We start from the raw sequence: 18,879 nt of genomic DNA on the forward strand, positions 1-18,879 counted from the left end.
CGCGGTCTCTCGTGATTCTCAGGGGGCCGCTCCGGCCTGCAGGGCCAAAAGACGGGTCACCTCATGTAGGCTCTCGGCGATGTGCACGCACTTGGCGTGCATCTCTTCGGTGGGGTCCAAGAGGTCCGGCACCATCACCGTCATCATGCCGGCGGCGTGGGCGGCGCGCACGCCGTTGTGCGAATCCTCCAGAGCCAGGCAGGCGTGGGGCTCGACCCCCAGGTGGGCGGCGGCCTTGAGAAAGGGATCGGGGTGCGGCTTGTGCCGGCTGACGTCCTCGCGGCTGACGATGGCGTGAAAGCGGTGCAGGATCTCGTTGAAGCCCAGATTGGCGTTGACCGAGCCGCGGCCGGACGAGGTGGCCACCGCCCTCGGCAGGGCCAGAATGTCCAGCTGGTCCAGGATTTCGACCACCCCGGCCTTCAGCGCAACACCCTCCTGGAACAGGCCGGCGATCACCCGCTGCTCCTCGGCGACATAGGACTCCATGTCGAAGCCGGGGCCGAAGTGGTCGCGGATCACCGCCTTGCCCCGCTCCATGGGCAGGCCGATCATGGCCGCACAGACCGAGACCGGCATCTCGAAGCCGAGGTTGCGCGCGGCCATCAGTATGCCTTCGCGCACCAGGCCCTCGGAATCGATCAAGAGGCCGTCCATGTCGAACACGACGGCTTGTACGGGACGGGGAAAGGCCATCGCCGCCTCTACACCGAAAACTGGTCCGCGCGGTAGCCCTGGAAGTAGAGCAAGGCGGTGAGATCGGCATGGTCCACACGCGCGTCGGCCTCGGCCGCCACCAGCGGCTTGGCGCGATAGGCCACCCCCAGGCCCGCCGCGCCGAGCATGGCTAGGTCGTTGGCCCCGTCGCCGATCGCCAGGGCCTCGGCAGGGTCGATGCCCAGGCCCGCGGCTTCTTCCAGGAGCGCCGCCAGCTTCGCCTCGCGCCCCAGGATCGGCTCGCCGACCTCGCCGGTCAGGGCCTCGCCGGCCTCGATCAGCCGATTGGCCCGGTCGGCATGGAAGCCGGCGACGGCGGCTACGCGCCGGGTGAAGAACTCGAACCCGCCGGAGACCAGCACGCAGCGCGCGCCATGGGCGGCCATGGTCTTCACCAGGGTCTCCGCCCCGGAGTTCAGCCGCACGCGTTCGTCGTAGCATTGCTGCAGGGCCGTCAGCGGCAGGCCTTTCAGCATGCCGACGCGCTCGCGCAGGGCGCCCTCGAAACCGATCTCGCCGCGCATGGCCCGTTCGGTGATCTCGGACACCTGGGCCTTCGCCCCAGCGAAGTCGGCCAACTCGTCCAGGCACTCGCAGCCGATGATGGTGGAGTCCATGTCCGCCACCAGCAGCCGCTTGCGTCGGCCCTCCCAGGGCTGGACGCAGGCGTCAGCGCCGGCGTCGGCCCCGTCCAGAATGTCCAGAACCGTCCGGCGGATTGGCGCCAGTTCCGCAGCCTCGACCACCAGGTCGACGGCGCCCGGTCCCAGGACGACGGTCCGCTCCGCGGGCCCGCTCACGGGGGCGAGCGCCGCGCCGACCCGGCCGGCGAGCTGGGTTGCAGTCGAGGTGTCGGAGGCGACCAGGGTGATGACGACGAGCATGACCGAGCGGTTAGCGGCCTGCGCGGCGCGGATCAACCGGCGGCGTGCGGGAATTCAGCGGCGCCCGATCGGCCCGTCACGGCATATGCGGCCGCAAAGCCCCGCCGCCAGGGCTATTTGCGGCTGCACACCGACTGGCTCGGATCAGTCACCACCTTCAGCACGTAGCTGGCGCACTCCTCCGGGCGGGCCGGCGCGGCAGGCGCAGCCGCGGCCGAACCCTTCTCCGCTGGAACGGCATAGGTGGAAACCCCAGCGTCGCTCGCCGCCTGCCGACGCGCAAGTTTGCGCGATGGCTTAGCGGTGGAGACCTGCTTGACGCCAGTCCCGCCGTCTTGCTTCTGGGTCGCCAAAACGGCGTTGCCGGCTCTCCCCAGCGCGGTCGTGAGCCCCTGGCGCAGCGAGCCCCCGATCTGGGCTTGGGCGCCGCCGCCCACGCTGCAGACGACCAGCGCCAAGGTGAGTGCAGCCGTTCCGCGCGTGATTATCCGGCCCGATGCGCCCACGTCAGCCTCCAGTCAGCTATCGTGAAGCAGGATGATCCCACGGGCCGCGGAGCTCAATCGAATTCGGCGAAGCCGCGGCCTTGGCTGTTCCCCCCCTACTTCCGGCTGCACACCGACTGACTGGGGTCGGTCACCACCTTGAGGACGTAGCTGGAGCATTCCTCCGGGCGGGTCGGCGCGGTAGGGACGCCGACCGCCGGTCCCTTGTCGACCGGAACGACATAGGTGGAGACGCCGGCGTCCTGCGACGCCTCGGCATGCCCACGTTTCCGCAACGGCTGGGCGCTGGAATACTGCTTACTGAGATTGGTCAGGCAATAGGCCGCTGCGTCGATTGAAAGCTTCGTCAGCCACGGCGGCGTCTCACCACGCCGGAAATCAGCGGAGCTGCGCACGAGCTGGTCGGCGGTCACCCGGTCCATGGCATAGTTGATCCCACACTCGCACAAGGCCGACGACATTTCCGGCGACAGCACTTGCTGGCTCGCCGACCTTGCCTTGCAGATGTTCTCCATCGCGGCGATAAGCTGCTCCCGCATCGGCCCTTGGATCTGGGCGTGGGCGCCGCCGCCCCAAACGGAAAGGGCCAGCACCAAGGCCGTCGCGGCCGTTCGTTTCATGATCATCCCCGTCGCTGAGCCAGCCCTCTTCGCGACATTCTAGCCAGGATGGCGCGACAGGCCAGGACGCTCAACCGGCTCTAGAAAACGATCAGGCCCGCTTCATGCTGAGGATCGGCACCTTCGGCTTCAGCCATTCGCCGCGCTGCTCCTTCCACTTGGTGGCGCCGCCGGCCGGCAGGTTCAGGATCACATGCACCACGTCCATGCCCTCGACCACATGGCCGAAAGCAGCGTAGCCCAGGTTGTCGCCCGGTGCGCCGGGATGGGCGTCGAGGTAGGGCTCGTCGCCAGCGCAGATGAAGAAGTTGTTGGTCGCCGAGCCGGGATCGAAGCGCCCCAGCGAGAGCGTGCCGGCGACATGCCGCAGCCCGGTCTTGGTGGTGCTCTCATGCTTGATTGGCGGGAAGGGGTGGATCTTGGGGTTGGGCCCGCCGACGATGGTGCCGCCGCCGGGCGTTTCGGCGTCCTTGACCGCCCGATAGAAGAAGCCGCCGTCATAGGCCTTGGTGTCGACATAGCGCAGGAAGTTGGCGGAAGTAATCGGCGCCTTCTGAGCTTCCACCTCCACCAGGATAGAACCATGGTTGGTCTTGATCAGCACCCTGGGATTGGCGGGCGCCGCCAGCGCCGCCCTTGCGCCCACGGCCGCCAACCCGGCGCCCAGAACCACGCTGCGCCGCCCGACCTTGATACCCGTCATTACTCGTCCGCTCCTCGATCTGCTTGGCGCCACCTTAGCGTCCCGCTTTCCTCGCCGCATCACCTGTGCGAACAGGCCTGAAACACCGGCCTGTATCAGGAGCGCGTGAGCTGGACCCAAGCATCACCCTGATCGCCGGGCCTACTGCGAGCGGCAAGTCCGCCATGGCCCTGCGCCTGGCCGAAGAGACCGGGGGCGAGATCGTCAACGCCGACGCCCTGCAGCTCTACCGCGATCTGCGCATCCTCAGCGCTCGGCCGTCCGAGGCGGAGATGGCCCAAGCCCCTCACCACCTGTTCGGCGTCGCCGACGCCGCCGACGGCTGGTCGGTTGGACGGTGGCTCCGGGCCGCGACCATGGTGCTGGAGGACATCGCAGCGCACGGGGTTCCGGCGATCGTGGTCGGGGGCACCGGGCTCTATTTTCGCGCCCTGACCCAGGGCCTGGCCGAAACGCCGGCGGTGCCAGCTGAGGCGCAGGCCGCGGCGGCTGAGTTCTATGATCGGGCCGGCGAGGCGACTGTGCGCGAGGCCCTTCGTTCGTTGGACCCCGCGGCCGAGGCCCGCATCGCGCCAAACGATCGCCAGCGCCTGGTCCGAGCCCTGGCGGTGGCCCAGGCGACCGGACGCGCGCTTAGCGCTTGGCAGGCCGACACACGCCCCATCCTCGCCCCCGGCGCCTGGCGCGGCGTGGTGCTGGAGCCGGACCGCGCTGCGCTCTACGCCCGCTGCGACAGACGGCTGGAGATCATGATCCAGCAGGGCGCGCTGGAGGAGGCTGCGGCCCTGGTGCGGCGCAAGCTCGACCCGGCCCTCCCCGCCATGAAGGCCGTCGGCTTGCGCGAGCTGGCCGCCCACACCGCGGGCGAATTGTCGCTGGCCGAGGCGCTGGCGGCGGCCCAGCAGGAGACCCGCCGCTACGCCAAGCGCCAGCTGACCTGGTTCCGCAACCAGACCGGCGACTGGCCGCGCGTCACGGCCATGGACCCGGAAGACCAATGGAGGCAGTTTATTGCGTCGTTCGGCGACTTGACCCCGCCCCAAGGCCGTGTCATCTGACTGGCCTTCGATTTTGGAGCACATCCGTGCGCACAGCGCTGATCGTACTTAGAAGGCGACCTTTCTCGGCGTGAGATCCCTCACCGCCGCAGTCAGGTCGCGCGCCCAGGCCCCTTCGTGGGCCTTTTTCTTTGCCCAATCGCCAAGCCTGCTCTTTCGAACCGGAACGTCAGCGTCATGACCCTGCAATCGCCCAAAGCCCCGACAGAGACCGCCGCCGAGACCATGACCGGCGCCGAAATGGTCGTCCGCGCGCTGGTGGACCAGGGCGTAACCCACCTGTTCGGCTATCCGGGCGGGGCGGTGCTTCCGATCTATGACGCCCTGTTCCACGAGCCGCGCCTGCAGCACGTGCTGGTCCGTCACGAACAGGGCGCCACCCATGCGGCCGAGGGCTATGCCCGCTCGACCGGCAAGCCCGGCGTGGTCCTGGTCACCTCCGGCCCCGGCGCCACCAACGCCATCACCGGCATCGTCGACGCCCTGATGGACTCGATTCCCATGGTCGTGATCACCGGCCAGGTCCCCACCCACCTGATCGGCTCGGACGCCTTCCAGGAGGCGGACACGGTCGGCATCACCCGCTCGTGCACCAAGCACAACTACCTGGTCAAAAAGGTCGAGGACCTGCCGCGGGTGATCCACGAGGCGTTCCACATCGCCACCTCGGGCCGCCCCGGACCCGTCGTCATCGACATCCCGAAAGACGTCCAGTTCGGACGCGGCGCCTATCAGGGCCCGGCGGCGGTCAAACCGCTGCACGCCTACGCCCCGCGCGTGAAGGGCGACGCGGCCCGTATCCGCGAGGCGGTCGAGCTGATCGCCGGCGCCAAGCGGCCGATCCTCTATACCGGCGGCGGGGTGATCAACTCCGGCCCCGAAGCCAGCGCCGCCTTGCGCGAGTTCGCCGCCCTGACCGGCGCGCCTGTCACCTCGACGCTGATGGGCCTGGGCGCCTTTCCGGCCAATGACCCGGCCTGGCTGGGCATGGTCGGCATGCACGGCGCGTTCGAGGCCAACCACGCCATGCACGATTGCGACGTGATGATCTGCGTCGGCGCCCGCTTCGACGACCGGGTCACCGGCCGGCTGGACGCCTTCTCGCCGGGATCGAAGAAGATCCACATCGACATCGACCCCTCCTCGATCAACAAGAACGTCCGCGTCGACGTCGGCATCGTGGGCGATGTGGGCCACGTCCTGGCCGACATGATCGAGGCTTGGAAAGCAAGGCCCCGCCGCGAGGCCGAGGTCCTGGCGCCCTGGTGGCGGCAGATCGAGGCGTGGCGGGCGCGCAAGGGCTTTTCCTATCGCGGCTCGGACACCATCATCAAACCGCAGTACGCCATCGAGCGGCTCTACGCCCTGACCCGTGGCCGCGACGTCTACATCACCACCGAGGTCGGCCAGCACCAGATGTGGGCGGCCCAGTTCTTCCACTTCAATGAGCCCAACCACTGGATGACCTCCGGCGGGCTGGGCACCATGGGCTATGGCCTGCCGGCCGCGGTCGGCGTGCAGTTGGCCCATCCGGAAGCGCTGGTCATCGACATCGCCGGCGAGGCCTCGGTGCAGATGACCATGCAGGAGATCTCGACGGCGATCCAATACCAGGCGCCGATCAAGGTCTTCATCCTCAACAACGAATGGATGGGCATGGTGCGCCAGTGGCAGCAACTGCTGCACGGCGAGCGCTATTCCCACTCCTATTCGGAAAGCCTGCCTGACTTCGTCAAGCTGGCCGAGGCCTATGGGGCGGTGGGCATCCGCGCCGAGACCCCGGCCGAGCTGGACGCCAAGATCCTGGAGATGATCGACTGCCCGCGCCCGGTGATCTTCGACTGCCGCGTGGAAAAGGCCGAGAACTGCCTGCCCATGATCCCCTCGGGCAAGGCGCACAACGAAATGATCCTGGCCGAAGAGGTCGAGGACATCGGCTCCGTGATCGACGAGGCGGGGAAGAGGCTGGTTTGACCCCGCCCTTTGGTTTGCCCTGGTCAAGCTCAGAAGGTATCTAGCCCGCGCATGAACACCTCGATCCCCGCCTCCTCCGACCAGCCCGGCTCGGCCTATTTCATGGACCATGCCGAGGAGGCGGCGCATCGCGCGACCTTCGCCGTGGTGGTCGACAACGAGCCTGGGGTGCTGCACCGGGTGGTCGGGCTGTTCGCCGCGCGGGGGTACAACATCGAGAGCCTGACCGTGGCCGAAACGGACCGGCGGGCGCATACCAGCCGCATCACCATCGTCACCTCGGGCACCAACGAGATCCTCGACCAGATCCGCGCCCAGCTGCAGAAGATGGTCTCGGCGCGCGAAGTGCACGACGTGACCCGCGATCCCCTCGGCATCGAGCGCGAGCTGGCCCTGGTCAAGGTCAAGGGCTCGGGCGCTGAACGGGTCGAGGCCCTGCGCGTTTCGGATATCTTCCGCGCCAAGGTGGTCGACACCACCCACGAGAGCTTCGTGTTCGAAGTCACCGGCGCCCCGTCCAAGATCGACAAGTTCATCGACCTGATGCGGCCCTTGGGCCTGGTCGAACTGTCCCGCACCGGCGTGCTCTCGATCACTCGCGGCGCGGCGGAATAGGCTCAGACCTTTCCGGAGCGCGCCTTCAGCAAACCCCGGAAGCGCTGCAGGATCGCCTCGACATAGGGATTCTTGGCCGCGAACGGGCCGCCCGCGGGCTCGGGATGCACCAGCATGGTGGCGTTGGCCTCGAACACCAGCACCCGGCCGTCCGGCAGGAGGCTGAAGTCGATCCCGCAATAGTCGAGGCCCAGCCGGCGGCCCACGGCCTCGATCGCCGCATAGGCTCGCTCGCCCAGCGCACGCCTGGGATCGGCCAGGAAGGCCAGTTCCTCGGCCTGGCGGGCCGAATCTTCCTCCATGCCCGAGGTCTCGTGATGCACGAGCCAGTTCTTCGAGATGGCCAGGTGGTAGGGCATCGGCTCGCCGCCCACGAAGATCATGCGATACTTGCGATAGAAGCCGTCGGCCGAGGCGAAATCGTAGAAGGTGGTGACGTAGGCCGCCTCCTCGATTTCCGCCGCCGCGGAGACCAGGCCTGCCTTGTCGAAGACCTTCACCAGGCCCCGCCCCCCATGCGAGCCGGCCGGGCGCACCAGGGCGGGCAGGGTCATGCCGGCCCCCAGCATGTGTCGCGACCAGTCGGTCGGCCGCTCCGGCGGGGCACCGAGGCGCATGACAGCGGGAACGACGAGGCCCTCGATCCCCGCCAGCCGCTCGGCGATCTCATGCCGGCCGGTCAGGGCCACCCGGTCGGGCGGATTGAGCAGGAGCGCGCCGCAGGCGTCCAGGAACCTGCGGACGATTTCGGGGATCGGCGGGACGACGTCGGCGTCGCCCATGGCGTTGAGCACCAGATCGACCGCGGGCGGGACCTCGTCGGCGCGAGCGAATTCGACGTACCAGACGAAGGTGGAATAGCGACCTCGCGGCAGAAGGTGTGTCAGCGGAATATTGCCGGCCCCGCTGGTCACCAGCACCAGCAGGGTCAACTCCGGGTCGCGCGCCGGCTGGGGATAGAGGCTCTGGCGCCGGTAGGCGTGCTCCAGGTGCTCGCGCGCGCCGGCCAGATCGCCCCGCGCCTCGGCCACGCTGGCCAGGGTCTGGCGGGCGATGGCCAGGCCGGGGTCGAGCTCGACCGCGCGGCGGCTGTAATAGTCGGCGGCGTCGTGCATGGCCACGCTGAGATAGGCCTGGCCGAGGCTCTGGTGCGCGACGGCGTGGTCCGGCCGACGGGCCAAGACCGCCTTCAGCACCCGCTCGGCGTCGGCGGGGCGGTCCAGTTCCAGATAGGCGTCGGCGAGGTCGAACTGCGGCGCGTCCTCTGTCGGCTTCATCGCAGCGGTCAGTTCCAGCATGGCCAGGCGCTGGTCGCCGGCCAAAAGGATCGCGCTGGCCTCGGCGACGATAGCGGCGGCTTCCCGGTCCGCAGGGTCGCCCGCCACGGCCGCCTGAGCAAGGACCACCGCCTCCGCCGCGCGACCGGCGCGCAACAGTTCGATCGCGCGCCGAGTCTGGTCTGAAACTCCGCCGGCGGATCGTGACATAGGCAAGAGGCACTCGAATTCAGGGTCGGATCGGCGCGGCGCATCATGGCCGCCCCCCTCGGCGCCAGCAAGTTCGCCGCACCGTCCCGATGGGTTCTTCAAATCGAAGGGATTGGCGCCTATATTAGCGTCGTCCGGCGACGGACTATGGAGATAAACGCGCACGCAATAAGCGGACTGGACCCGGGTGCGATTCCCGGCGGCTCCACCAATTCTCCCACCGCGTTATCGGCGGGGAGCACGGGGCCGATCAGCATCGACAGACGTGTAAAGGTGTTGCTTTCTCCCGGCCTGACCCACCGTTTCGGGTCTTAAACTAACTGCGAACGATAACTTCGCTCAAGAGTATGCCCTCGCCGCGTGATGCGGTTCGGTCAAACTCGACCTAAAGCCCTAGTGTCTTAGCAGCGCTAGGCGGGGCCCGGGGGCGCCTGGCAACAGAAGCCCCCACCTTCACCTGTCCGTCGAAAAGGCGCCCCCAATTCTTGTTTGAAGGGAGCGGCGCCTGGCAACAGAAGCCCCCACCTTCACCTGTCCGTCGAAAAGGCGCGCCCAATTCTTGTTTGAAGGGAGCGGCGCCTGGCAACAGAAGCCCCCACCTTTCCCTCGCAGTGGTAGTTCGTGCGTGGATCGAGACGCGCCCCGATAGGGCGCTCCTCACCATGACTAAGTTTTTTGCTAGTCGCAGGTCCAAGTCATGGTGAGGAACCCGCGCCAGCGGGTGTCTCGAACCACGCACATGGCCCAACTCCCGCCTTGCCTCTTCCCGCGTCCACGTTAGGCTCCCGCCGAACCATGGAGTGACGCCGCATTATGGCCAACGAGAAACCGCCGACGGACCTGATGGGCTACGAAGCCATGGCGCAGGATGCGCTGAGGGGGGTGGTCCGGACGGCGCTGCAGAGGGCCGCAGGCCCCGGAGGACTGCCCGATCCGCATCATTTCTACATCACCTTCAAGACCCGCTTTCCCGGCGTGGTCCTGCCCTCTGACCTTCTGGCCAAGTATCCGGACGAGATGACCATCGTCCTGCAGCACCAGTTCGAGGACCTGACGCCGGCTGAGACCGGCTTTTCGGTCAGCCTGACCTTCAGCGGCGCAGCGCGGGCTCTGTCGATCCCCTACGCCGCCCTGACCCGGTTCTACGACCCCAGCGTCCAGTTCCTCCTGACCTTCGAAGCGCCCGACCTGCCGGAGCCGGAGGCAGAGCCCGCGCCGGCGGTCGCGCCCGCCGCTACAGCGCCGGACGGCGACGAGCCCAAGGTCGTCTCCCTTGATCATTTCCGGAAGAAATAGCCCGTGACCGATGTCGCCGCTGCGGAGGCTCCAGCCGCCACGGACGAGGAACTGCTGGCGCGGTTCCTGCGCACCAAGAACCAGCCCACAGGCTCCCAGACCCTCGGCTTTCGCATGCAGAAGGTCGAGCAGGCCACCCGCTCGGTCGAGGTGGCCTTCGAGGCCCGCGCCGAGTTGCTCTGCAACCCCATGGGCCAGATCCAGGGCGGCTATCTCTGCGCCATGCTGGACGAGTGCATGTCGGTGGCCTGCATGGTCGCCTCGGGCATGACCGCCGTGGCGCCGACCCTGGAGATGAAGACCAGTTTCCTGCGGCCCGCCATGCCGGGCGCGCTGAAGGGGATCGGGCGGGTGATCAAATGGGGGAAGACCGTCGCCTTCACCGAGGGCGAGCTCTACGACGACCAGGGCCGGCTGGTGGCCAAGGCCACCGGCACCGCCATCCCGACCCCGTTCAAGGTCTACAAGAAGTAGGGCCCGGCTTGATCCCGCGCCTGCTGTCGCTGCTGACCCTGATCGCCGGCCTGGCGCTGGGAGCGGACGCACCGGCCCAGGCCGCGGGTCCCTTCGGCGACTGGGCGGCGATTGTGGTGGCGGGCGACTGGAAAGCCCACAGCGGCGCGCCCAGCGATGTGTTCGACAACGCCCGCCACGACGTCGGCCAGGCGTTGCTGAGCGCCGGCTTCTCCCCGGCCAACCTGCGCGAATTCTCCACACGGCCCGATCGGTTCGGCGCCGACAAGCCGCTGAAGGCCGACATCGAGACCATTGTCGGCCAGTTGACCGAACTGACGGACAAGGCCAAGAGCGGCTGCCTGGTCTATTTCACCTCTCACGGCTCGCCCGACGGCATCGTAGTCGGCGATCACATCTGGCGCCCGGCCGGCTTGGGCAAGCTGATCGACCAGACCTGCGGCCAGCGGCCGACCATCGCCATCATTTCCGCCTGCTTTTCCGGCGTGTTCGTGCCCGAGTTGGACGGTCCCGACCGCATGGTCCTGACGGCCGCCCGGCCCGACCGCGCCTCGTTCGGTTGCGGCGAGGCCGACCACTACACCTTCTTCGACACCTGCCTGCTGCAAAGCCTGCCCCAGACCCACGACTTCGCCGCCCTCGGCCCCGCGGTTCAGGCTTGCGTTGCAAAACGCGAAGCGGATCTCCGCGCCGCCCCTGCGTCCGAACCCCAGTGCAAGATCGGGGCGACTTTGCGGCCGATGCTGCCGCTCTATCGCTACACGACGCCCGCCCCGATGACTGGAAGCGGTCGCAACAGCAACTCGGGGTAGGAGAACGGCAAGGTTCGTGCGCGCAAGGCGGGCGAGAGTCTTTGCCATGTGGCCGACGCAGCGTAGAAATCCGCTCTTCCGCGTCTGTTCTCCCCCGGAGCCGCTCCATGCGTCCTGTCGTCCGCCTCGCCCTGGCCCTCGCCCTGGGCGCCGGCGTCCTGACGATCAAAGCGGTGAGCGGCGCCCAGACCCCATCGCCCGCCGCACCGGCGCCCCCTCCGGCGCCGGCCACGCCCGGCAGGGCCTATTCCGGCGCTCCGGCCGCCGTCGTTGCGCGCGCGCTGGAGACCCGGCCCCGCGAGCCGGCCTTCCGCCCAGCGGCGCCGCCGGCGCCTGAGCCAGGGCCTGGACAAAAACTGACCCCCGGTCAGCCGATCGCCCAGGCGCAGCTGGAGGCCTTCGTCGATGGCGTGGTCGGCGAGGCCATGGCCCGCGATCACATCGCCGGCGTCTCGGTCGCAGTGGTGCAGGACGGCCAGGTGGCCATGAAAAAGGGCTACGGCTTCGCCGGTCCCGGCCGCCGCGTCGATCCCGACCAGACCCTGTTCCGCCTGGCTTCGGTGTCCAAGACCTTCACCTGGATCACGGTGATGAAGGATGTCGAGGCCGGCCGCATCCGCCTGAACGCGCCGGTGAACCTGTTCCTGCCGGAAAAGCTGAAGGCGCCGGACCAGGGCTTCAAGCGCGACATCATGGTCCGCGACCTGATGAGCCACTCGGCCGGGTTCGAGGACCGCTCGCTGGGCCAGCTGGTGGAGGAGGACCCGGCCCAGGTGCGGCCCCTGTTCGAATACCTGCGCCAGGAGCGGCCGCGGCGGGTGCGCGAGGCCGGGGCCATGCCGGTCTATTCCAACTATGGCGCCGCCCTGGCCGGCGAGGCGGTGTCCTACGTCGAGAACCGGCCGTTCGCGGATGTTGCCGAGGCCGAGATCTTCCGCCCCCTGGGCATGAACCACACCACCTTCCGCGAGCCCTACCCCGCTCGCCCCGACCTGCCCGCGCCGATGTCGAACGCCCTCGCGGGGGACCTTTCACCCGGCTACCGGTGGAACGAAGGCCGGTTCGAGCGCCAGGCCACCGAATATCTCAGCCAGGCCGCGCCGGCCGCCAGCGCCTCGTCCACCGCAGGCGACATGGCGCGCTACATGCTGATGATCCTAAACGACGGCCAGCTGGACGGGGTCACGGTCTACGGCCCCGACACGGCCAAGGGCTTCCGCACGACCCTGCAGACATCCTCTCCTGGGGTCGCGGGCTGGGACGACGGCTTCCAGGAATTCTCGCTGCCCGGCTTCCGCGGCCTCGGCCACCGCGGGGATACGCTGTGGTTCGAGAGCGCCATGGTCACCGTCCCCGACCTCAGGCTCGGTGTGTTCGTCGTCGGCAACACCGACACCGCGGGCCGCCTGACCCGCCAACTGCCCGGCCTGATCGTCGGCCATTTCTATGGGCCGCCGACGGCCGAGCCGGCGCCCGGCTCGCAGGCCCTGGCCGACGACGCCCGCGCCTATGCCGGAACCTATCTCAGCAACCGCCGCCCCTATGGCGGCCTCGGCAAGTTCGCCGCCATGCTGTCCAACGAAATGAAAGCGTCGGTGACGGCCGACGGCCATCTCCTGACCACCCGCGACGGCGAGACCCAGGCCTGGGCCCCGCAGGGCGACAGCGGCCGATTCCAGGCCCTCGAGGGAACCGAGATCAGCGCCTTTCAGACCGAGGGCGGCCGCGCCGTGCGCTGGTTCGAGCCGGACGGCGGCGGCGCCTATGACCGGGTCGGTCCCCTGATGCAGGCGCCGACCCTGGCGATCCTGGCCTTCCTGACCTTCGCCGCCTCGGCTGCAACCCTGGCCGGCCAGTTCCTGCGTGACCCGCGCGAGTTCCGCCAGACCACCAGCCAGGGCCGCGCGCACCTCTTGCAGGCCTCCATCGCCACCCTGTGGCTGGTGATGTTCGTCAACGCCGCCGCCTGGCGTTTCCGCGCGCCCGACCATGCGTCCCTGATGCTGCACTGGCCGGGGCCGTTCCTCCTGATCGCCTCGGCCAGCGCCCTGGTGGCGACGGTGATGACCCTGGTGACGGTGATCATGCTGCCGTGGGTCTGGCGTGGCGGGCGGCGGCTGGACAGCTGGTCGGCCGGCCGCAAGCTGGCCTTCACCTTCACAACCCTGCTGTTCGTCGCCTTCTCTGTGGTGCTGGGCTTCTGGGGCGCGCTGGAGCCCTGGAGCCGGTAACTACAGCTTTTCCACACGCACTGTGATCCGCTCGCGCTCGCCCGCGAGGCGCTGGACCAGCAGCCGGGCCACCTGGCTGTCGTCGTGGAAGGCATAGCCCTTGATGGAGTCCAGGATCGCCTTGGCCAGGTTGTCCAGGTCCAGCCAGGGCGGGTCGCCCACGTGCTCCATGTCGATCTCGACCGCGAAATCGCCCCAGGCGGGGCGCGATCCGCGCCACTCCTTACGGAAGAATTCGTAGATCAGGGGCTTGTAGTACTTGGCCTGGGTGGTCAGGCCATCGACCACCAGCTCGAGCTTTCCGCCCTCCTCACGCGCGCGGACTTTTCCACAGCCGGTCCACACCTCGCTCACAGCGCGATTCGCCGCTTCGCTGGACTCGTCAAGCCCTTCATGATTAACGGCGAAATGACAGTAAGAATGTAAGACAACTCGGAGGCGCTCCTTGGCCGTGTTGCTTTCCAAACTAACCTCGAAGGCTCAGACCGTCATCCCGCGCGAGATCCGGGCTCAGCTGGACCTGAAGCCGGGCGATGTGGTCCGCTATCGCCACACCGACGCCGGCATCGTCATCGACAAGCTGCCGCCCGCCAACGACGACGACGCGCTGTCGGCCTTCTCGGAATGGACCTCCGGCGCCGACGACGAGGCCTGGGCCGATCTATGAGCGCGCAGTATCGCCCCTTCGACGTCGTCGCCGTGGCCTTCGGCGAGGGCGCCAGCGCCAAACGGCGCCCAGCCCTGATCGTCTCCAATCCCGAGTTCGAGAAGGCCACGGGCCTCGTCTGGGTGGCCATGATCACCACCCCAGACCACGCTCGCCGCTTCGGCGACATCCCGATCAACGACCAGCGGGCCGCCGGCCTGCCGGCCACCTCGGTGGTGCGCGCCTCCAAGCTGGCCACCCTGGCGGTAGGCAAGATCAAGCGCCGCCTGGGTTCGCTCAGCGAGACCGACCGCGCCGGCGCCCGGGTGGCCTTGCGAGCCGCCGCCGGGTTTTCCTGAACTTCCGTCAGGTCTCCGCCTTGATCGGGCGGGCGCCCATGCTAAACCGCCGGCCGTTCAGATAGCGCCGGAGACTGCAGCATGGCCGCCACCCGCACCGAAACCGACACCTTCGGCCCGATCGAGGTGGACGCCACCCGCTACTGGGGCGCCCAGTCGCAACGCTCGCTGGGCAATTTCAAGATCGGCTGGGAGAAGCAGCCCAAGCCGGTGGTCCGCGCCCTGGGCATCGTCAAGCGCGCCGCGGCCGAGACCAACCTGGCCCTGGGCAAGCTCGATCCGAAGATCGCGGAGACCATCGTCGCCGCGGCCCAGGAAGTGATCGACGGCAAGCTGGACGACCACTTCCCCCTGGTGGTCTGGCAGACCGGCTCGGGCACCCAGTCGAACATGAACGCCAACGAGGTGATCTCGAACCGCGCCATCGAGATGCTGGGCGGCGAGATGGGCTCGAAGAAGCCCGTCCACCCCAACGACCACGTCAATATGAGCCAGTCGTCGAACGACACCTATCCGACGGCCATGCACGTGGCCGCCGCCGAACAGGTGGTCCACGACCTGCTGCCCGCCCTGCATCACCTGCACGCGGCCCTCGTGCGCAAGCAGGAAGAGTTCAAGGACATCATCAAGATCGGCCGCACCCACACCCAGGATGCGACCCCGCTGACCCTCGGCCAGGAATTCTCCGGCTACGCCGCCCAGGTGGCCAGCTCGATCAAGCGCATCGAGGCCACCCTGCCCGGCATCTGTGAGCTGGCCCAGGGCGGCACTGCGGTCGGCACCGGCCTGAATGCGCCGGTCGGCTTTGCGGAAAAGGTCGCCGAGCGGATCGCCGCCATCACCGGCATCGCGTTTGTCACCGCGCCCAACAAGTTCGAGGCCCTGGCCGCCCACGACGCCCTGGTGTTCGGCCATGGCGCGATCAACGCCGCCGCCGCCGCCCTGTTCAAGATCGCCAACGACATCCGCTTCCTCGGCAGCGGTCCCCGCTCGGGCCTGGGCGAGCTGTCCCTGCCGGAGAACGAGCCGGGCTCCTCGATCATGCCGGGCAAGGTCAACCCGACCCAGTGCGAGGCCCTGACCATGGTCTGCGCCCAGGTGATGGGTAACCAGACCACCATGACCGTGGCCGGCGCCTCGGGTCATTTCGAGCTGAACGTGTTCAACCCGGTGATGGCCTACAACTTCCTGCAGTCGGTGCGTCTGCTCGCCGACGCGGCGGTCAGCTTCACCGACCATTGCGTCGTGGGCATCGAAGCTCGCCGCGACAACATCCAGGCGGCGCTGGAGCGTTCGCTGATGCTGGTGACGGCCCTCGCGCCCAAGATCGGCTACGACGCCGCGGCCAAGATCGCCAAGACCGCACACAAGAACGGCACCACCCTGCGCGAGGAAGCCGTGGGCGGCGGCTATGTCACCAACGAAGAGTTCGACGCCATCGTCCGCCCGGAAAAAATGATCTCGCCGGGCTGAGAAAGCCTCTCCCCCTCGACGCACAGCGATCGAGGGGGACAAGCTCTCGAGGTTAGTGAACCTCGCGCCACTGGCTCTTGGCGTCGTCCGCGGTGCGGTTGATCCGCACCTCATTCTCGCGCACGTCCTCGACCCAGCTCATCGGGATCAGGTGGTGCTTGAGGCCGGCGCCGAAGTCGAACTTGGCCAGTTCGATCTCGTTGCCCTTCACGTGGTCCACGCGGCCGACGTGGTGGCCGTCGCGGCTGACCACCTCCATGTGTTCCTTGATCTGCGTGCCGTCGATCATGGGTCTGTCTCCCGGTTTGGAATTGGCCCCAGCCGAACCTGCCCTTGATAAGAACCCTTTTGCGTCTCGGAAGTTTCCCCTGCAGGGTGGGGCGAGGCCGCCTCCGCAACGAGGAGCATCGACGTGCTGACTCTGTTCCATGCTCCGCGATCGCGGTCATCCCGTTTCATCTGGCTGCTGGAAGAGATCGCCGAGCCCTACGAGATCGCCTATGTCTCGATCCGCCGCGGCGACGGCTCGGGCGAGCCGGACCCGCGCAATCCGCACCCCGACAAGCGGGTCCCGGCCCTGGTCCACGACGGCGAACTCGTGACCGAATCCGCGGCGATCGCCCTCTATCTGGCTGATGCTTTCCCCGCCAAGGTCGGGCCAGCCGTCGGCGAGCCCGGCCGCGGCGCATTCTTGACCTGGCTAGCGTTCTATGCCGGGGTGATCGAGCCGGCTATCGCCGCAAAATGGCATGGCCGCACCGAGACCGACGCCCTGGCCGCCACCGAATACGCCAGCGTCGAGCGCCGCGTGCTGCAGGCGCTGGAGGCCGGCCCCTATGTGCTGGGCGACCAATTCAGCGCTGCGGACGTGCTGGTCGCCAGCATGTTCTTTTTCAGCCGCGAGCTGTCGCCCAAGGGGCCGGCGGTCGACGCCTATCTCGCGCGCATCGTCTCACGCCCGGCCTACCAGCGGGCCCAAACCAAGGACGCGCCGTGATGGCCGAGATCATCAACCTGAACCGCGCCCGCAAGGCCCGCGCCAAGGCCGAGGCCGGCGCCAAGGCCGAGACCAACCGGGCCAAGTTCGGCCGCACCAAGGCCGAGAAGGATCGCGACAAGGCCGAGGCCGCCCGCCTCGCCAAGCTCCTGGACGACACCAAGCGCGAGACGTGAGCCCTTAGAGCAGCTCCACCGCTACGGCGGTCGCCTCTCCGCCGCCGATGCAGAGGCTGGCCAGGCCCTTCCTGCCGCCACGGGCCTGGAGGGCGGCCAACAGCGTAGCCAGGATGCGCGCGCCCGAGGCGCCGATCGGGTGGCCGAGGGCGCAGGCGCCGCCGTTCACATTGACCTTCTCGTGCGGCAGGGCCAGCTCCTGCATGGCGATCATCGCGACCACGGCGAAGGCCTCGTTGACCTCGAACAGGTCCACCTCGTCCACCGACCAGCCGGCGCGCTTCAGCGCCTTCTGCATCGCCGGGACCGGGGCGGTGGTGAAGAGGCCGGGCTCATGCGCGTGCGCGGCGTGGGCGGCGATACGGGCCACAGGGCTCAGGCCCAGGCGCTCGGCCACCGAGGCGCGGGTCAGCACCAGGGCCGCGGCCCCATCGGAAATCGAGGAGGAATTGGCCGCGGTGATCGCCCCATCCTTGGCGAAGGCCGGCTTCAGCGTCGGGATCTTTGCCGGATCGGCCTTCAGCGGCTGTTCGTCCTGACCAACGGTCTCGGTTCCCTTGCGGCCCTTGACCTCGACCGCGACGATCTCGCGGGAAAAGGCGCCGCTCTCCGTCGCCTTGCGGGCGCGGGCCAGGCTCTCGATGGCATAGGCGTCCATGGCCTCGCGGGTGAACTGGTAGTGGCGGGCGCTGTCCTCGGCGAAGGCGCCCATGAGCTTGCCGGGGGTATAGGCGTCCTCCAGCCCATCCAGGTACATGCTGTCGCTGACCACGTCGTGGCCGATGCGGGCGCCGCCGCGGTGCTTAGCCAACAGGTAGGGCGCGTTGGACATGCTCTCCATGCCGCCAGCGATGACCACATCGATGCTTCCGGCCGCGAGCGCATCGTGGGCCAGGATGGCCGCCTGCATGCCAGAGCCGCACATCTTGTTGACCGTGGTCGCCTCGACCGACAGGGGCAGACCTGCGCCCAGGGCCGCCTGACGCGCCGGGGCCTGGCCGAGGCCGGCCGGCAGGACGCAGCCCATCAGGATCTGTTCCACCGTCTCGGGCGAGACGCCGGCCCTCTCCACCGCCGCCTTGACCGCCGCTGCGCCAAGCTCGGTCGCCTTGACCGCGCCCAGGCTCCCCTGGAAGCCGCCCATAGGGGTGCGGGCATAGGAGGCGATGACGACGGGATCGGCGGCTTGGGCGGGCATGGAACGCTCCATCAAGGGCTTTCGCGCTGCGTTAGCAGAGAATTCTCAGGTGGGAAGGCGCCGCCGCAACGGCAATGCGGCTTGTCATCCGTCCACGGCTCAAGCACTTTCCCTCCCATGGGCCGCACCGCCGACTATTCGCACCAGGTCTGTTCCGTCGCCGCGACGCTGGAGGTCGTGGGCGATCCCTGGACCCTGCTCATCCTGCGCGACGCCTTCGCCGGGGTCCGCCGCTTCGAGCAGTGGCAGGAGAACCTGGGCGTGGCCCGCAACGTCCTGGCCGCGCGGCTGAAGAGCCTGGTCGGCCACGGGGTGCTGGAGCGGCGACCCTACAGCGAGCACCCCCCGCGCTGCGAATATGTGCTGACGCCCAAGGGCCGCGACCTCTGGGGCGTCTTGGTCACCATGGGCGCCTGGGGCGATCGCCACGTCTATGGCGACCGCGGCGGGCCGGTGCACTACGTGCACAAGGGCTGCGGCGAGGCCTTCGTCCCTGCCATCGTCTGCCAGGCCTGCGGGGAACCGGCGAGCGCCGGCGACCTGGCGCGGGCTGACGGGCACACCTGCGCCACGGTGGGCGAGGTGCTGGGCGGGGCGAAGGAGCCGGCCGGGGCGGAGTGAGGGCCCCGCTTGTGGGACAGTTTGACGAAGCG

General features: G+C 68.5%; 22 protein-coding genes and 1 other RNA gene. 14 read left to right on the forward strand and 9 right to left on the reverse strand.

The features are described from left to right. Window positions 1-18 precede the first annotated feature (18 nt). The 5 genes from KCG34_RS09150 to KCG34_RS09170 form a co-directional block, all read right to left on the reverse strand. Window positions 19-696 (reverse strand): HAD family hydrolase, encoded by a 678-nt coding sequence (locus tag KCG34_RS09150; protein ID WP_211940058.1) that lies wholly within the window; start codon window positions 694-696, stop codon window positions 19-21. An 8-nt stretch (window positions 697-704) separates the two neighbouring features. Further along, on the reverse strand, window positions 705-1,601 hold the full coding sequence (serB, locus tag KCG34_RS09155) for a phosphoserine phosphatase SerB (RefSeq protein ID WP_211940059.1): 897 nt from the start codon (window positions 1,599-1,601) through the stop codon (window positions 705-707). Window positions 1,602-1,714: 113 nt separating this feature from the next. Next, the gene (locus KCG34_RS09160; protein WP_211940060.1) at window positions 1,715-2,059 is read right to left on the reverse strand and encodes a hypothetical protein; all 345 of its coding nucleotides are present in this window, start codon (window positions 2,057-2,059) and stop codon (window positions 1,715-1,717) included. Between the two features lie 143 nt (window positions 2,060-2,202). After that, window positions 2,203-2,727, reverse strand: a complete 525-nt coding sequence (locus KCG34_RS09165; RefSeq protein WP_211940061.1) for a hypothetical protein — start codon at window positions 2,725-2,727, stop codon at window positions 2,203-2,205. 91 nt (window positions 2,728-2,818) lie between these two features. Beyond that, window positions 2,819-3,430 carry a peptidylprolyl isomerase gene (locus KCG34_RS09170; RefSeq protein ID WP_211940062.1) on the reverse strand — a complete coding sequence of 204 codons (612 nt, stop codon included), beginning with the start codon at window positions 3,428-3,430 and terminating at the stop codon, window positions 2,819-2,821. A gap of 164 nt (window positions 3,431-3,594) precedes the next feature. Between KCG34_RS09170 and miaA the strand changes: the two genes are divergently transcribed. The 3 genes from miaA (at window position 3,595) to ilvN (ending at window position 7,077) form a co-directional block, all read left to right on the forward strand. Continuing rightward, window positions 3,595-4,488 carry a tRNA (adenosine(37)-N6)-dimethylallyltransferase MiaA gene (gene miaA / locus KCG34_RS09175; protein WP_249138276.1) on the forward strand — a complete coding sequence of 298 codons (894 nt, stop codon included), beginning with the start codon at window positions 3,595-3,597 and terminating at the stop codon, window positions 4,486-4,488. 177 nt (window positions 4,489-4,665) lie between these two features. Continuing rightward, window positions 4,666-6,462: an acetolactate synthase 3 large subunit gene (locus KCG34_RS09180; RefSeq protein ID WP_211940063.1), complete on the forward strand. Its 1,797-nt coding sequence runs from the start codon at window positions 4,666-4,668 to the stop codon at window positions 6,460-6,462. Between the two features lie 51 nt (window positions 6,463-6,513). Beyond that, window positions 6,514-7,077, forward strand: a complete 564-nt coding sequence (gene ilvN / locus KCG34_RS09185) for an acetolactate synthase small subunit (protein WP_376788215.1) — start codon at window positions 6,514-6,516, stop codon at window positions 7,075-7,077. A 2-nt stretch (window positions 7,078-7,079) separates the two neighbouring features. On the opposite strand, the gene KCG34_RS09190 is transcribed toward ilvN, so the two are convergent. Continuing rightward, window positions 7,080-8,510, reverse strand: a complete 1,431-nt coding sequence (locus KCG34_RS09190) for a tetratricopeptide repeat protein (protein ID WP_211940064.1) — start codon at window positions 8,508-8,510, stop codon at window positions 7,080-7,082. 147 nt (window positions 8,511-8,657) lie between these two features. Here KCG34_RS09190 and ssrA point away from each other — a divergent pair. The 5 genes from ssrA to KCG34_RS09215 all read left to right on the forward strand — a co-directional run bounded on the left by ssrA (window position 8,658) and on the right by KCG34_RS09215 (window position 13,377). Continuing rightward, window positions 8,658-9,016, forward strand: a transfer-messenger RNA (tmRNA) gene (ssrA, locus tag KCG34_RS09195). Between the two features lie 361 nt (window positions 9,017-9,377). Then, complete coding sequence (locus tag KCG34_RS09200) at window positions 9,378-9,860, forward strand: SspB family protein (protein ID WP_211940065.1); 483 nt, start codon at window positions 9,378-9,380, stop codon at window positions 9,858-9,860. Between the two features lie 3 nt (window positions 9,861-9,863). Further along, window positions 9,864-10,334 (forward strand): PaaI family thioesterase, encoded by a 471-nt coding sequence (locus KCG34_RS09205; protein WP_211940066.1) that lies wholly within the window; start codon window positions 9,864-9,866, stop codon window positions 10,332-10,334. Between the two features lie 8 nt (window positions 10,335-10,342). Then, on the forward strand, window positions 10,343-11,146 hold the full coding sequence (locus KCG34_RS09210; RefSeq protein WP_249138277.1) for a C13 family peptidase: 804 nt from the start codon (window positions 10,343-10,345) through the stop codon (window positions 11,144-11,146). A 107-nt stretch (window positions 11,147-11,253) separates the two neighbouring features. Next, a complete protein-coding gene (locus KCG34_RS09215; RefSeq protein ID WP_211940068.1) occupies window positions 11,254-13,377 on the forward strand; it encodes a serine hydrolase domain-containing protein in 2,124 nt (707 codons plus the stop codon). Here the strand turns inward: KCG34_RS09215 and KCG34_RS09220 are convergent, their stop codons facing one another. Continuing rightward, on the reverse strand, window positions 13,378-13,731 hold the full coding sequence (locus KCG34_RS09220) for a RusA family crossover junction endodeoxyribonuclease (protein ID WP_211940069.1): 354 nt from the start codon (window positions 13,729-13,731) through the stop codon (window positions 13,378-13,380). Between the two features lie 97 nt (window positions 13,732-13,828). Between KCG34_RS09220 and KCG34_RS09225 the strand changes: the two genes are divergently transcribed. From KCG34_RS09225 to fumC, 3 genes are all read left to right on the forward strand, one after another. Continuing rightward, window positions 13,829-14,044, forward strand: a complete 216-nt coding sequence (locus tag KCG34_RS09225; RefSeq protein ID WP_249138326.1) for an AbrB/MazE/SpoVT family DNA-binding domain-containing protein — start codon at window positions 13,829-13,831, stop codon at window positions 14,042-14,044. Then, on the forward strand, window positions 14,041-14,382 hold the full coding sequence (locus KCG34_RS09230; RefSeq protein ID WP_211940071.1) for a type II toxin-antitoxin system PemK/MazF family toxin: 342 nt from the start codon (window positions 14,041-14,043) through the stop codon (window positions 14,380-14,382). Before KCG34_RS09225 ends, KCG34_RS09230 begins: the two co-directional genes overlap by 4 nt. 81 nt (window positions 14,383-14,463) lie before the next feature. After that, a complete protein-coding gene (fumC, locus tag KCG34_RS09235) occupies window positions 14,464-15,855 on the forward strand; it encodes a class II fumarate hydratase (RefSeq protein ID WP_211940072.1) in 1,392 nt (463 codons plus the stop codon). A gap of 52 nt (window positions 15,856-15,907) precedes the next feature. Here fumC and KCG34_RS09240 read toward each other — a convergent pair whose 3' ends face one another. Then, the gene (locus tag KCG34_RS09240; protein WP_211940073.1) at window positions 15,908-16,144 is read right to left on the reverse strand and encodes a DUF2171 domain-containing protein; all 237 of its coding nucleotides are present in this window, start codon (window positions 16,142-16,144) and stop codon (window positions 15,908-15,910) included. Between the two features lie 123 nt (window positions 16,145-16,267). Between KCG34_RS09240 and KCG34_RS09245 the strand changes: the two genes are divergently transcribed. Then, window positions 16,268-16,852 carry a glutathione S-transferase family protein gene (locus tag KCG34_RS09245; protein ID WP_211940074.1) on the forward strand — a complete coding sequence of 195 codons (585 nt, stop codon included), beginning with the start codon at window positions 16,268-16,270 and terminating at the stop codon, window positions 16,850-16,852. Next, a complete protein-coding gene (locus tag KCG34_RS09250; protein ID WP_211940075.1) occupies window positions 16,852-17,028 on the forward strand; it encodes a DUF4169 family protein in 177 nt (58 codons plus the stop codon). Before KCG34_RS09245 ends, KCG34_RS09250 begins: the two co-directional genes overlap by 1 nt. Window positions 17,029-17,032: 4 nt before the next feature. On the opposite strand, the gene KCG34_RS09255 is transcribed toward KCG34_RS09250, so the two are convergent. Beyond that, on the reverse strand, window positions 17,033-18,226 hold the full coding sequence (locus KCG34_RS09255) for an acetyl-CoA C-acyltransferase (RefSeq protein WP_211940076.1): 1,194 nt from the start codon (window positions 18,224-18,226) through the stop codon (window positions 17,033-17,035). Window positions 18,227-18,343: 117 nt separating this feature from the next. Here KCG34_RS09255 and KCG34_RS09260 point away from each other — a divergent pair, with 117 nt between their 5' ends. After that, window positions 18,344-18,847, forward strand: coding sequence for a winged helix-turn-helix transcriptional regulator (locus tag KCG34_RS09260; protein WP_211940077.1), 504 nt, complete (start codon window positions 18,344-18,346; stop codon window positions 18,845-18,847). The last annotated feature ends 32 nt before the right edge of the window (window positions 18,848-18,879 follow it).

It is taken from the genome of Phenylobacterium montanum, from assembly GCF_018135625.1.
GTDB lineage: Bacteria > Pseudomonadota > Alphaproteobacteria > Caulobacterales > Caulobacteraceae > Poindextera > Poindextera montana.